The following is a 13147-nucleotide window of genomic DNA, read 5'->3' on the forward strand; positions in this document are numbered from 1 at the left end:
GTTCGACCAGCATGCAACGGGATGGTGCGTTCGCCGCTCGGGCTATTCGACAAGCATGTCGTTCTTAGGGAGGTGGGTCTCGATACGCCCGCTGCGCGGGCTACTCGACCAGCGAGGGGGTGCGCCCGTTGGGCGGGCGACAAGCGGTGGGGACGCGAAAACGTCCGCGGTCGCCCCGGGTGGGGGCGACCGCGGACGTCGGGGCGCTAGTGGTGGCCGTTGCCGTGACCGGCGGTGGTCGGGCCGACGGCGGACTTCGAGACCTGCATCAGGAACTCGACGTTCGACGTCGTCTCCTTCAGGCGCGACAGGATGATCTCGAGCGCCTGCTGCTGGTCGAGGCCGGCGAGGGCGCGACGCAGCTTCCAGGTGATCTTGACCTCGTCGGCGCTGAGCAGCATCTCCTCGCGGCGGGTGCCCGACGCGTTGACGTCGACCGCCGGGAAGATGCGCTTGTCGGCCAGGTGACGCGAGAGGCGCAGCTCCATGTTGCCGGTGCCCTTGAACTCCTCGAAGATCACCTCGTCCATCTTCGAACCGGTCTCGATGAGCGCGGTGGCGAGGATGGTGAGCGAGCCGCCGTTCTCGATGTTGCGCGCGGCGCCGAAGAACTTCTTGGGCGGGTACAGCGCCGAGGCGTCCACTCCGCCCGAGAGCACACGGCCCGAGGCGGGGGCGGTCACGTTGTAGGCGCGGCCGAGGCGGGTGATCGAGTCGAGCAGCACGACGACGTCGTGGCCCAGCTCGACGAGGCGCTTCGCGCGCTCGATGGCGAGCTCGGCGACCGTCGTGTGGTCTTCGGCCGGGCGGTCGAACGTCGAGGCGACGACCTCGCCGCGCACGGTGCGCTGCATGTCGGTCACCTCTTCGGGGCGCTCGTCGACCAGCACGACCATCAGGTGGACCTCGGGGTTGTTCTGGACGATCGCGTTCGCGATCTGCTGCAGAACGATGGTCTTTCCGGCCTTCGGCGGCGCGACGATGAGGCCGCGCTGGCCCTTGCCGATCGGGGCGACGAGGTCGATGATCCGCTGGGTCAGCTTGCCCGGCTCGGTCTCGAGGCGCAGGCGCTCGGTCGGGTACAGCGGCGTGAGCTTCTGGAACTCGACTCGCGCAGCGGCCTCCTCGACGGTCTGGCCGTTGATCGAGTCGACCCGGACGATCGCGTTGTACTTCTGGCGGCCGCTGCCCTCGCCCTCGCGGGGCTGGCGGATCGCACCGACGACGGCGTCGCCCTTGCGCAGGTTGTACTTCTTGACCTGGCCGAGGGAGACGTAGACGTCGTTGACGCCGGGCAGGTAGCCCGTGGTGCGCACGAAGGCGTAGTTGTCGAGGACGTCGAGGATGCCGGCGACCGGGATGAGGACGTCGTCCTCGCTGATCTCGGGCTCGAAGTCGTCGCCGACGGCGCCGCCGCGACGCTTGCGGTCGCGGTAGCGGCTGCGGCGGCCGTCCTCACCGTCGGCCTGCTGGCCGTTCTGCGGCTGGTTGCCGTTCTGGCCACCGGAGTTCTGGCCGTTCGCGGCGGCCTGCGGCTGGTTGCCGCCCTGACCGTTCGCGTTCTGGCCGTTCTGACCCTGGCCGTTGGGGCCCTGAGCGTTCTGACCCTGGCCGTTCGAGCCCTGGCCGTTCTGGCCCTGGTTGCCCTGGCCGTTCTGCTGGCCGCCGTCGGCGCCCTGGCGGTCGTCGTTGCGGTTGCGGTTGCGGTTGCGGCGGTTGCGGCCGCGGCTCGAGCCCTGCTGGTCGCCGGAGTTCTGCTGGTCGCCCTGCTGGTCGTTCGAGCCCTGCTCGTCGCCCGAGCCCTGCTGGTCGCTGTCGGAGTCCTGCGACTCGACCGCGTCGTCCGCGGTGCTCTCGGCGGCGTCGTTCTGGTCGGCATTGCCGCCGCGGCTGCGGCGACGACCGCGTCGCTCGCGCGGTCCGCCGTCGCGCGGAGCGTCGGAGGACTCGGGGCCGTTGGGCAGCTCGATGTCGATGACGGTCTTGGGAGCCTGGTCGGCCTCGGCCGAGGGCTCGATGACCGGGAGGTCGGGGATGAGCGACTCGACGCCGGTCCCGCCCTCGATGTTGAGGTGCTCGCCGGCGGCGACGGTGCCGCTGGAGGCGCGACGCGAGGCGCGACGGCGCGGGGTGCGCTCCGCGGGCGCCTCGGCCGCGACGGGCTCGGCGACCTCGGGCTGAGCAGCCTCGGGCTGAGCGACCTCGATCGCGGGGGCCTCGACGGCCTCGGGGGCCGGCTCGGTCGCCGCGGGCGACTCGAACTCGACCGGAGCGGCCTCGGCGGCGGGCGACGGAGCCTCGTCGACGACGGGAGCAGCCTGCTCGACCGCGTCGGCGGTGTCGGCCTCGGCGCTCTCGATGACGGGCTCTGCCGGGGCCTCGGGCTCCGGGGTGGTCTGCTCGACCACGTCGGCCGGCTCGGCCTCGACGAGAGCGGCGTCGACGACGGCGGCCGCCTCGGCTGCCGCACCGTCGCGGAGCGCCGTGATCGCCTGGACGAGCTCGCCCTTGCGGAGCTTGGACGCTCCGCCGAGGCCGAGGCGCGTGGCGAGCGCCTGCAGTTCGGCGACTCGGAGGGCCGAGAGGTCGGCGCTGGTGTCCACGGCCGAGCCGTGGGTGTTGACATCTGTCACTGGAGAGGGTTCCTTCCCTCCGGGAGCGACTGCTCACCGGGAGAGCGCATCGACTGTGCGGTTCCATCGCGTGTTCTGATCCACGCGATGCTCTCGGCAGGCCATGCACCCGCTGCGACGAGGCAGAGGAGGAGGATGGACCGCCGGACGCCGATCTGCAAGAGGAGCAGGACGGGCGCCCTTCACACGATTCGATGGCCGTGGTTATCGGGACGATCCCAAGAACAGATTCCGCTCGTTACGCGGTTCCCTGGGATGCGATCCCCACTGTAGCACCCTTGAAGTCGACGGCCAGCATGTGGGCGCGCCACGGCGTGCCCGCCTCCTTCTCGACCAGATCGGCCGCTGCGAGGCGCTGCGCGGGGTCACTGCAGAGCACCAGGACGCTCGGCCCCGCACCCGAGACGACGGCCGCGTAGCCGTGCGAGCGGAGCAGGGCGATCAGCTCCGAGGTCTGCGGCATCGCCGCCGCGCGGTAGTTCTGGTGCAGCTTGTCCTCGGTCGCGGCGAAGAGAAGCTCGGGGCTCTGGATGAGCGCCGCGATGAGCAGCGACGAGCGCGACACGTTGAACACCGCGTCCTCGTGCGGCACGCTCTGCGGCTGGAGCGACCGCGCCAGCTTGGTCGACATGGTGTGCTCGGGCACGAACACCACCGGCGAGACACCCCGGTGCACCATCAGCCGCTTCGAGCGAGGGCGCAGCGGGCTCTCGGCCCCGCCCGCCGCGTCGGGCTCGACCCACGCGATGGTCAGGCCGCCGAAGAGGGCGGGCGCGACGTTGTCGGGGTGCCCCTCCATCTCGGTGGCGATGCGGAGCAGGTCGTCGGAGTCGAGCGAGACGATCCCGTCGAGCAGGCCCTTCGCGGCCATGATGCCCGAGACGATCGCGGCCCCCGAGGAGCCCATCCCGCGACCGTGCGGGATGATGTTGCGCGCGATCACCTCGATGCCGGGCATCTCCTGGCGCTGGTCCTTGAAGGTGTAGATGATCGCCTGGACCACCAGGTTGGTCTCGTCGGTGGGTACCTCGCCCTCGCCCACTCCGTGCACGGTCACTCGAGCACCGGAGGCGGCCACGGCCGTCACGTCGAGCTCGTCGTACGACGAGAGCGCGAGGCCGAGCGTGTCGAACCCGGGGCCGAGGTTCGCCGAGGTCGCGGGGACCTTGACGTGCACGGTGCGGCCGACGGGAACCGCCGAGGTCATGCGCCGGCCAGCCCCAGCACGCCCGCGATCGCGGTGGTGTCGACGGGGACGACGGTCGGCGTGATGTCGGCGCCGTCGGCGGTGCGGAGGGCCCACTGCGGGTCCTTGAGTCCGTGACCGGTGACGGTGAGCACGACGGTGGCGTCCTTCGGGATCGCTCCGGCCTCGGCGCGCTCGAGCAGCCCGGCGACGCTGATCGCGGAGGCGGGCTCGACGAACACGCCGACCTCGCCCGCGAGGATGCGGTACGCCTCGAGGATCTTGTCGTCGCTGATCGCGCCGAAGTAGCCGTCGCTGACGGAGCGCGCATTGAGGGCGAGCTCCCACGAGGCCGGGTTGCCGATGCGGATAGCGCTGGCGATGGTCTCGGGGTGGCGGACGACCGCGCCGTGCACGATGGGAGCCGAGCCCTCGGCCTGGAAGCCGAACATCCGCGGGAGGCGCGTGGTGGCGCCGCGCTCGAGCTCCTCCGAGTAGCCGCGGAAGTACGCGGTGTAGTTGCCCGCGTTGCCCACCGGGACGATGTGGAAGTCGGGGGCGTCGCCGAGGACCTCGACGACCTCGAAGGCCGCCGTCTTCTGACCGGCGATGCGGTCGGGGTTCACCGAGTTGACCAGGTGCACCGGGTAGTTCTTCGCGAGGTCGCGGGCGATGTCGAGGCAGTCGTCGAAGTTGCCCTGCACCTGCAGCAGCTGCGCGTTGTGGGCGATCGCCTGGCTGAGCTTGCCCAGCGCGATCTTGCCCTCGGGCACCAGCACGGCGGCGGTGATGCCGGCGTGGGTCGCGTAGGCGGCGGCGGACGCCGAGGTGTTGCCGGTGGAGGCGCAGATGACGGCCTTCGCGCCGTGCTCGACGGCCTTCGAGATCGCCATGGTCATGCCGCGGTCCTTGAAGGAGCCGGTCGGGTTCATGCCCTCGTACTTGACCCAGACCTTCGCGCCCGTGCGGGCCGACAGGGCCGGCGCCGGGATGAGGGGGGTGCCGCCTTCGCCGAGGGTGATGACCGGGGTCGCCTCGGTGACATCGAGGCGATCCGCGTACTCGTGCAGGACTCCGCGCCACTGCTTGGCCATCTCAGGCTCCTTCAACTCGTAGAACAGACGTCACGGCGCCGACGAATCCGTGGGACTGGAGGGCGGTGACGGTGGCCGCCAGATCGGACTCTGCCGCGGCGTGCGTGCCGATGACCAGGGTAGCGGTCGGCTCGCGGCGCTCCGCACCGGGGGCGGCCTCGTCGAGGGGGTCGGCGACGGGCGGGGTCTGCACGAGGGTCTCGACCGAGACTCCGTGGTCGGCGAAGACGCCGGCGATCTGAGCGAGGACGCCGGGACGGTCCAGGACCTCGAGGGTGACCTGGTACCGCGTCGTCACGCGGCCGATCGGCAGCACCGGCAGGCCGGAGCTGGCGCTCGTGACGAGGCCCGGGCCGCCCACGACGTGACGGCGCGCGGCCGACACGACGTCGCCGAGAACGGCGGAGGCCGTCTCGATGCCGCCGGCACCTGCTCCGTAGAACATCAGGCTGCCGGCCGCCTCGGCCTCGACGAAGACCGCGTTGTTCGCGCCGTGCACGGCGGCGAGCGGGTGCGAGCGGTGCACGAGCGCGGGGTACACGCGGGCGGAGACGCCCTCCTCCCCCGTCTTGGCATCGACGAGTCGCTCGCAGATCGCGAGCAGCTTGACCACGTAGCCGGAGTCGCGCGCCTGGTCGATCTGCCGCTTGGTGATGCCGGTGATGCCCTCGCGGTGCACGAGGGTGACGGGCACGTCGGTGTGGAAGGCGAGGCGGGCGAGGATCGCCGCCTTCTGCGCGGCGTCGTAGCCCTCGATGTCGGCCGTCGGGTCGGCCTCGGCGTAGCCGAGCTCGGTCGCGCGGGCGAGCGCCTCCTCGAGCGTCGAGTGCTCGGTGTCCATGCGGTCGAGGATGTAGTTGGTCGTGCCGTTGACGATGCCCATGATGCGGTGCACCCGGTCGCCGGCGAGGCTGTCGCGCAGCGGGCGGATGATCGGGATGGCTCCCGCGACGGCGGCCTCGTAGTTCAGCTGCGCGCCGACCTGGTCGGCCGCCTCGAAGAGCTCGTTGCCGTGCGCGGCGAGCAGCGCCTTGTTGGCCGTGATCACGTCGGCACCCGACGAGATCGCCTTCAGGATGTAGCTGCGCGCCGGCTCGAGGCCGCCGATCAGCTCGACGACGATGTCGGCGCCGAGGATGAGCGCCTCGGCGTCGGTCGTCAGGTACTCACGCGGGATGTCGGCGGTGCGGGGTGCGTCGAGGTCGCGGACGGCCACACCGGCGAGCTCCAGCGGCGCCCCCACGCGCTGGGCGAGCTCGTCGCCGTGGTCGAGCAGGAGGCGCGCGACCTGGGCACCGACGGACCCGGCGCCCAGCAGGGCGACGCGGAGGCTGCGGTACTCGATCATCGGAGGATGGCCTTTCGTTCGATGCCGGCATCGCGGCGGAGGAGGTCCTCCTCGGTCTCGCCGCGCACGATCACGCGGGCGCGGCCGTCGCGCACGGCGACGACCGGGGGACGTCCGAGGTAGTTGTAGTTGCTCGAGAGCGACCAGCAGTAGGCGCCGGTCGCGGCGACCGCGAGCAGGTCGCCGGGCCGCACGTCGGCGGGGAGGTAGTCGTCGTGCACGACGATGTCGCCGGATTCGCAGTGCTTGCCCGCGACCCGCACGAGGGCGGGTTCGGCGTCGGAGGAGCGGTTGGCGATCCGCGCGGTGTAGTCGGCTCCGTAGAGGGCGGGCCGGGTGTTGTCGCTCATCCCGCCGTCGATGCTCACGTAGCGGCGCACGGCGGTCGAGAGCTCACCTCCGACGACGACGTCCTTGATCGTGCCGACCTCGTAGAGGGTCAGACCGGACGGGCCGATCAGCGAGCGGCCGGGCTCGATCGCGATGTGCGGCACGGGGATCCCGCGGCCGGTGCACTGCTCGGCGACGGCATCGGCGATGGCCGCCGCGATCTCGTCGATCGGGGTGGGGTCGTCGGCGCTCGTGTAGGCGATTCCGAAGCCGCCGCCGAGGTTGAGCTCGGGGACGTCGCCGCCGGCGAGCAGCGCCGCGTGCACCTCGAGGAGGCGGGACGCCGACTCCGCGAACCCGGCGGAGCCGAAGATCTGCGAGCCGATGTGGCAGTGCAGCCCGAGGAAGCGCAGGCTCGCGTGCGAGCGGATGCGGGCGACCGCCTCCGGGCAGTCGACGAGGGTGATGCCGAACTTCTGGTCCTCGTGCGCGGTCGCGAGGAACTCGTGGGTGTGCGCGTGCACTCCGCTGTTCACCCGCAGCCGCACCGCCTGGACGCGGCCGTGGCGCTCGGCCGCCGCGGCGACCCGGTCGATCTCGATCAGGCTGTCGAGGACGATCGTGCCCAGCCCGGCCTCGACCGCGCGGTCGATCTCGCCGAGCGACTTGTTGTTGCCGTGCAGCCCGAGCCGCGCGGGCTCGACGCCGGCGGCCAGGGCGACGGCGAGCTCGCCTCCGCTCGAGAGATCGATGTTGAGGCCCTCGTCGCGCATCCAGCGGGCGACCTCGGTCGAGAGGAAGGCCTTGCCCGCGTAGTAGACGGTGACGCCGGTGCCGATGCGGGCGAGCTCGCGGGCGAAGGCGTCGCGGGTCTGCACCGCCCTGCGGCGGGCGTCGTCCTCGTCGACCACGTAGAGCGGGGTGCCGAACTGCTCGGCCAGCTGCGACGCCGGGACTCCCGCGATCGTCAGCCCTCCGTCGTCGTCGCGCACGGCGCCGTCCGACCAGACGCCGTCGACGAGCGCGTTCGCATCGTCGGGGGCGACGAGCCACTCGGGCGCGAGCGGGTGACGCGGGGCGCGGGCGGGCGCGTCGTCGTTTTCCACGGGTGAGACCTCACAGGAGAGAGTGGGAGCGTCACTGCGTGGCGAGCGAGTCCGGATTGACCCCTGAAGCCAGCAAGTTCGTCGTGTGCTGTCAGTACGGCGTCTGCGCAGTGCAGTGTGCCGTCACTGTCGGGCCGCGGTCTCCCGCGGGCACAGGGCTCCGATCCTACCGGTCGGCGGCGCGGAGGCCGACCGGGATCAGCTGCAGACGCCGGTCTCCTGCTGGGCGGGATCGCTGAGGAAGGTCGGGGCGAGCGCGAAGGTCGCGTCCAGCGACTCCGCCGAGACGACCGCGTCGGTGAGGGTGAGCCCCTGCGGCACCGAGTCGGCGATGCAGACCGACCGCGGCCCGAGCAGTCCGTCGGCGACACCGCCGAAGCGGTCCTCGACGTCGGCGGCGGCGATGGTCGTCCCGGCGACCGTGACCTCGGAGGGCGTGAGCTCGATCGCCCCGTCGGCCGCAGCGAGCTCGATCCCGACCCCGGCCGCGAGGCTGAGGCCGAGCACCTCGACCGAGGTGCTCACCCGCACGAGCGGCGGGTCGAGGGTGACCCCGTCGATCGGCACCTCGCTGCGGGCGGCGACCAGGTCGCTCACCGAGGCGGGGTCGAGGGCGACGGTGGCCGTGCCGGAGTCGAGCGCACCCGACCCGCTCGCGGGGACTCCCACGAGGGAGGCGTCGACATCGCCGTTCAGGTCGCCGAAGGCCACGTCGTCGCTGCGGATGTCGAGGCGGTCGAGCCGCCCCGCCACCAGCTGCGGCAGCACGGCCCAGCCGGCCACCTCGACGTCGACCGGGTGGTCGGCCGGGAGCGAGAGCGCCTCCCGGATGCTCGTCGCCGCCTGATCGGCGACCGCTCGGCGTGCCACCGCGTCGCCGACGACGGCCGCGACGACGAGCAGGACGACGACGATCGCGGTGACGATCAGAGCACGGCGCCCCCACCGCGGCGCCCCCGCGGCGCTCACATCCGGTCCGGAGCGGTCACGCCGAGCATGGAGAGGCCGTTGCGGAGGACCTGCCCGGTGGCCTCGTTGAGGCGTAGGCGGGTCGAGTGCACGGCCTCGATCGGGTCGTCGCCCTGCGGCACGACGCGGCAGTTGTCGTACCACCGGTGGTAGAGACCGGCGATCTCCTCCAGGTAGCGGGCGATGCGGTGCGGCTCGCGCAGCTCGGCCGCGTGGGCGACGATGCGCGGGAACTCCTGGAGCCCGCCGAGCAGCGCCGACTCGGTCGGGTGCACGAGGGTCTCGGGCGCGAACGGCTCGCGCGGCACTCCCGAAGCCTCGGCCTTCACCGCGACCTGGCGGGTGCGGGCGTGGGCGTACTGCACGTAGTAGACCGGGTTGTCGTTGCTCCGCTTGGTCAGCAGATCGAGGTCGATGTCGAGGGTCGAGTCGGCGGAGGAGCGCACCAGCGAGTACCGCGCGGCATCGACGCCCACGGCCTCGACCAGGTCCTCCATCGTCACCACGGTGCCGGCGCGCTTGGACATCCGCACCGCCTCGCCGTCCTTCAGCAGGTTGACCAGCTGGCCGATGAGGATCTCGAGGTTCACGCCCGGGGTGTCACCGAAGGCGGCGCACATCGCCATCATCCGGCCGATGTAGCCGTGGTGGTCGGCGCCGAGCATGATGATCGCGCGGTCGAAGCCGCGCTCGCGCTTGTCGAGGTAGTAGGCGAGGTCACCTGCGATGTAGGCGGCTTCTCCGTCGCTCTTGATGATGACCCGGTCGCGGTCGTCGCCGAAGTCCGTGGTGCGCAGCCACGTCGCTCCGTCGGCCTCGAAGATGTGGCCGAGCTCGCGCAGGCGCTCGATCGCGCGCTCGACGGCGCGCGACTCGTGCAGCGAGTTCTCGTGGAAGTAGACGTCGAAGTCGACCCCGAACTCGTGCAGGCTCTGCTTGATCTCGCCGAACATCAGGTCGACGCCGATCGAGCGGAAGGTCTCGTCGCGCTCCTGCTCGGGCAGGACCGACAGATCGCCGGGGTAGGCGGCGACCACGCGGTCGGCGATGTCGGCGATGTAGGCGCCGCCGTAGCCGTCGTCGGGGGTCGGCTGCCCGCTGTAGGCGGCCACCAGGCTGCGGGTGAAGCGGTCGATCTGCGCGCCGTGGTCGTTGAAGTAGTACTCGCGGGTCACCTCGGCACCCTGCGCGATCAGCACGCGGGCGAGGCTGTCGCCGACGGCAGCCCAGCGGGTGCCGCCGATGTGGATGGGGCCGGTGGGGTTCGCCGAGACGAACTCGAGGTTCATCCGGACGCCGGAGTAGACGGAGCCGGTGCCGTACGCCTCCCCCGCCTCGACGATCACGCCGGCGAGCGCCCCTGCGGCCGCGGCCTCGAGGCGCACGTTGAGGAACCCGGGGCCGGCGACCTCGACCGTGGCGACGCCGTCGACGGCGGTCAGGCCCTCGGCGAGCTCGGCCGCCAGCTCGCGCGGGTTGGCGCCGACCTTCTTCGCGAGCTTCATCGCGATGTTCGACGCCCAGTCGCCGTGGTCGCGGTTCTTGGGGCGCTCGAGCACCACCTCGGCGAGCGCGACCTCGACGTCGCCGCCTCGTCGCTGCACGGCGTCGAGGACGAGGGCGTGCAGGGAGGCGGCGAGCTGTTCGGGAGTCACGGGTCACGATTCTACCGGCCGGGGCCGTCGCGGCTCCCCGACCGTCCGCGCGCCCCCGGGGCGGTTGCTAGGGTGCGTCGCATGCGCCGTCCCGCCGCCCTCCTCGCCGCCGTCGCGGTCGCCTTCGCGCTCTCCGGGTGCACGCAGGCGCAGGAGCCGTCGGCGAGCGCGGACGCCGCGGTCACGGGCACCCCCGTCCCACTGTCCTGCGAGCAGCTCGTCCCCGCGTCGGCGCTGACCGGGCTCTGGGCGGGCTACTCGCCGAGCGACGTCGACCCCACCGCGGTCTCGACCGAGATAGCCGGCTACGACGGAGTCGTCTGCGGCTGGGCGGACGAGTCGGGCGCGACATTCCAGCTCGCGGTCGCGCAGCTGGACCCCGCCATCATCGAGGCTCTGAAGAACGAGTACTACACGACGAGCAACGCAGTGCCCACCTACGGCAAGCCGCCGGCGGTCGAGGGGTACTACGAGGTCGCGAGCGGCCGCGGCGTCGCCGATGCGTTCGTCGAGCAGTACTGGCTCGAGGCGTCCAGCGAGTCGTTCGTCGAGCCCGGCGATCCCGAGCCGCTGGTCCGCGCGGCGCTGGACGCCCTGACGGGCTGAGCGTCAGCCCAGCCGCATCGGTGAGACGTGATCGTCGTCGGGCAGCTCGTCGCACTCCGCGTCCACGCTCATGGTCTCGAGCCGGAGGTCGGAGAGGTAGCTGCTCAAGAACGCGGTGTCGGCCGTGTCCCGCCCCGACGAGATCCGGAGCATCGACCCGCGCGGAGCGAGCCGCGTCGCATCGACCACGTGCCAGGCGCCGCCGACCCAGGCCTCCGTCACCGCATGGAAGTCCTTCGGCTGGAGCGCCGGCGCGTAGACCGCGGTGACCCGAGCCGGGACATCGAGCGCGCGGAGCAGACCGGCCACGGTGTGCGCGAAGTCGCGGCACACGCCCTGCCCGCTCTCGATCACCTGCGCCGCTCCCCCGGTGGCGACCGTCGACCCGTAGACGTAGGAGAGGCGCCCGTGCACCCACTCCTCGACCGCGACGAGCGCGTCGAAGCCGCGGGCGCGACCGAACTCGCGCCGAGCGATGCCGCCGAGCGCGTCCGCCTCGGCGTACCGACTCGGCCGCAGGTACTCGACGAGCTCGAGCTCGCTGGGCTCGTCGGGAGCACCGTGGCCCTCGACCCGGGCGCGGTACTCGACGGTCATCTCGCCCCGGTTCGCCTCCACGCGATGGATGCGCGCGCCGTGCCGCGCGTCGAACTCGCGGACCGGCACCGGTTCGCCGTCGAGCAGGACCGTGAACGAGTCCTCGAACGCGGCGCCGGTCGGGGTCGCGGACATCAGGAAGATCAGGTCGGTCGGCCCGGACAGACGCAGGCCCAGCGAGGCGGAGACGGTGCGCAGCATGGCACCATCGTGGCACGCCGACGAGCCCGGATCGGCGTCGGGGAGGCCCCCGCCCGAGTGCTAATGTTGTCCGGTACTCCTGGCCCCCATAGCTCAGGGGATAGAGCACTGCCCTCCGGAGGCAGGGGCGTAGGTTCGAATCCTACTGGGGGCACAAGAAGGTGCCTCTGGTGGGTTGTCCAGCGATTGAGCAGCCCGCGGGTTCGATCGAAAGCGCCAAACGTGTTCGCTGCTGAGACCGATTCCGTCTGCGTCCAAGGCGAAGTGCGCCTCGCTGCCTCGCAATAGGGCAGCCTTCGATGCCGTCTGATCACGGACGGCCGGCGCCGAGGCTTGTTCAGAACGGCGAATCCACCGATGACGCGTCAATAGACCTCGAACGAGTCGATCATGGTCGACTCATTCGTTCCAGACACCTTGCAGAGAACCGTGAAACGCCCTTCGACGCCGTTTTCGTCCGTGATCGTCACTCCGGCTTCCAGAGCGATGCTGTCGCCTTCCACTGCGGCGCTGCCGTCCTCGAGGAAGTCGGCATTCCACCCTCGTGGCGCCTGCGTCAGACCTTCTTGATCGCAGATGAGGATCGCGTTTCCGACGGTCAGCCCCGAAGGCGTGGTGCGCGTGTCCCTCTCGGCCGAAGGCACCGTGTCCCCCGCCTCCGAAGGCGCAGCGTCCGCCGGCGCTGGGGGTGGGACATCGGCCGGCGCAGATGCAGCAGTATCGGTAGGTAGGACCGGAGCCACCGTCTCCTCTTCCTTCGAGACCGTGACGGTCACTGCCGACCCTTCGGCTGCCCGCTCACCCGCGGAAGGTTTCTGAGTAGCGACAACCCAGTCTTCTTCCGGGACTCCCGCGTCCACGCCCGCATCGAATTGGACCTGGAAGCCGGCGTCTTCGATCTCGTCGCGGGCGTCGGTGCCGGCCATACCGGCGACATCCGGGACCACGACCATCGCGTCTTCAGCGGGCGGATTCGTTGACGCCAGTCCGCCGGACGCGACGCTGGGGGAACAACTCGTCAGAGCGAAGACGAGAGCCAGGACGGGCAGGAAGCGCTTCATGAGGGCGAGCCTATCGACGACCCGGTTTCGGTGGCGGCCGTCCGGGAAGGGGATGACCAAGTCCGACCGGGCGAAGCCCACCACACGGGCGGCCACCTCGATTCCGCAACCGAGGCACGCTGCACCCATGCCCGCCGAGGCCCTTGGCAGCAGGCGCGGAGGATCGGCGGCGCAGAAAGGGATCCTCGGCCACCAGCCGGTGCGTATGCGACTCGCAAGGCGCTCACCGGGCACTCGGTGAACCTGCAAGGGCAGAGGACTTGGACCACGTCGACCGACGACGTGAGGGGAGAACGAGTCACCGGTCACCGTCAGGGCCACCTCACGCCGGCCCGGTCCGCTGGGCCGCGCGTCGTCCTAC

10 protein-coding genes and 1 tRNA gene are annotated in these 13147 nt (G+C 71.4%); 2 read left to right on the forward strand and 9 right to left on the reverse strand.

Features of this window, described 5'->3' with window-relative positions; translation table 11 throughout:
- Positions 1-206 precede the first annotated feature (206 nt).
- The 7 genes from rho to argS all read right to left on the reverse strand — a co-directional run bounded on the left by rho (position 207) and on the right by argS (position 10321).
- Positions 207-2633, reverse strand: a complete 2427-nt coding sequence (gene rho, locus GRS96_RS14195) for a transcription termination factor Rho (RefSeq protein ID WP_159856369.1) — start codon at positions 2631-2633, stop codon at positions 207-209.
- Positions 2634-2871: 238 nt separating this feature from the next.
- Positions 2872-3840, reverse strand: coding sequence for a homoserine kinase (gene thrB / locus GRS96_RS14200; RefSeq protein ID WP_159988786.1), 969 nt, complete (start codon positions 3838-3840; stop codon positions 2872-2874).
- The gene (gene thrC / locus GRS96_RS14205) at positions 3837-4913 is read right to left on the reverse strand and encodes a threonine synthase (protein ID WP_159856373.1); all 1077 of its coding nucleotides are present in this window, start codon (positions 4911-4913) and stop codon (positions 3837-3839) included. The genes thrB and thrC overlap by 4 nt, the downstream gene beginning before the upstream one ends.
- A 1-nt stretch (position 4914) precedes the next feature.
- Entirely contained in the window at positions 4915-6261 is a 1347-nt protein-coding gene (locus GRS96_RS14210; protein ID WP_159988787.1) for a homoserine dehydrogenase, read from the reverse strand.
- On the reverse strand, positions 6258-7697 hold the full coding sequence (lysA, locus tag GRS96_RS14215; RefSeq protein WP_159988788.1) for a diaminopimelate decarboxylase: 1440 nt from the start codon (positions 7695-7697) through the stop codon (positions 6258-6260). Before lysA ends, GRS96_RS14210 begins: the two co-directional genes overlap by 4 nt.
- 198 nt (positions 7698-7895) lie before the next feature.
- On the reverse strand, positions 7896-8666 hold the full coding sequence (locus tag GRS96_RS14220) for an LmeA family phospholipid-binding protein (RefSeq protein ID WP_159988789.1): 771 nt from the start codon (positions 8664-8666) through the stop codon (positions 7896-7898).
- Positions 8663-10321 (reverse strand): arginine--tRNA ligase, encoded by a 1659-nt coding sequence (gene argS, locus GRS96_RS14225; protein WP_159988790.1) that lies wholly within the window; start codon positions 10319-10321, stop codon positions 8663-8665. Before argS ends, GRS96_RS14220 begins: the two co-directional genes overlap by 4 nt.
- Positions 10322-10402: 81 nt before the next feature.
- Between argS and GRS96_RS14230 the strand changes: the two genes are divergently transcribed.
- Positions 10403-10927: a hypothetical protein gene (locus GRS96_RS14230; protein ID WP_159988791.1), complete on the forward strand. Its 525-nt coding sequence runs from the start codon at positions 10403-10405 to the stop codon at positions 10925-10927.
- A 3-nt stretch (positions 10928-10930) separates the two neighbouring features.
- Here GRS96_RS14230 and GRS96_RS14235 read toward each other — a convergent pair whose 3' ends face one another.
- Positions 10931-11725, reverse strand: a complete 795-nt coding sequence (locus tag GRS96_RS14235) for a transglutaminase-like domain-containing protein (protein WP_159988792.1) — start codon at positions 11723-11725, stop codon at positions 10931-10933.
- A gap of 82 nt (positions 11726-11807) precedes the next feature.
- Here GRS96_RS14235 and GRS96_RS14240 point away from each other — a divergent pair.
- Positions 11808-11879 (forward strand) — tRNA-Arg (locus tag GRS96_RS14240).
- A 211-nt stretch (positions 11880-12090) separates the two neighbouring features.
- Here the strand turns inward: GRS96_RS14240 and GRS96_RS14245 are convergent.
- Positions 12091-12786 (reverse strand): PASTA domain-containing protein, encoded by a 696-nt coding sequence (locus GRS96_RS14245; RefSeq protein ID WP_159988793.1) that lies wholly within the window; start codon positions 12784-12786, stop codon positions 12091-12093.
- Positions 12787-13147: the final 361 nt, after the last annotated feature.

It is taken from the genome of Rathayibacter sp. VKM Ac-2803 (assembly GCF_009807175.1).
Lineage (GTDB): Bacteria > Actinomycetota > Actinomycetes > Actinomycetales > Microbacteriaceae > Rathayibacter.

Excerpts from the sequence above, each read along its gene's own strand:
- thrC (WP_159856373.1), bottom strand. The coding sequence starts at position 4,913 with ATGGCCAAGCAGTGGCGCGGAGTCCTGCACGAGTACGCGGATCGCCTC.
- thrB (WP_159988786.1), bottom strand. The coding sequence starts at position 3,840 with ATGACCTCGGCGGTTCCCGTCGGCCGCACCGTGCACGTCAAGGTCCCC.
- GRS96_RS14235 (WP_159988792.1), bottom strand. The coding sequence starts at position 11,725 with ATGCTGCGCACCGTCTCCGCCTCGCTGGGCCTGCGTCTGTCCGGGCCG.
- GRS96_RS14245 (WP_159988793.1), bottom strand. The coding sequence starts at position 12,786 with ATGAAGCGCTTCCTGCCCGTCCTGGCTCTCGTCTTCGCTCTGACGAGT.
- GRS96_RS14210 (WP_159988787.1), bottom strand. The coding sequence starts at position 6,261 with ATGATCGAGTACCGCAGCCTCCGCGTCGCCCTGCTGGGCGCCGGGTCC.
- GRS96_RS14230 (WP_159988791.1), top strand. The coding sequence starts at position 10,403 with ATGCGCCGTCCCGCCGCCCTCCTCGCCGCCGTCGCGGTCGCCTTCGCG.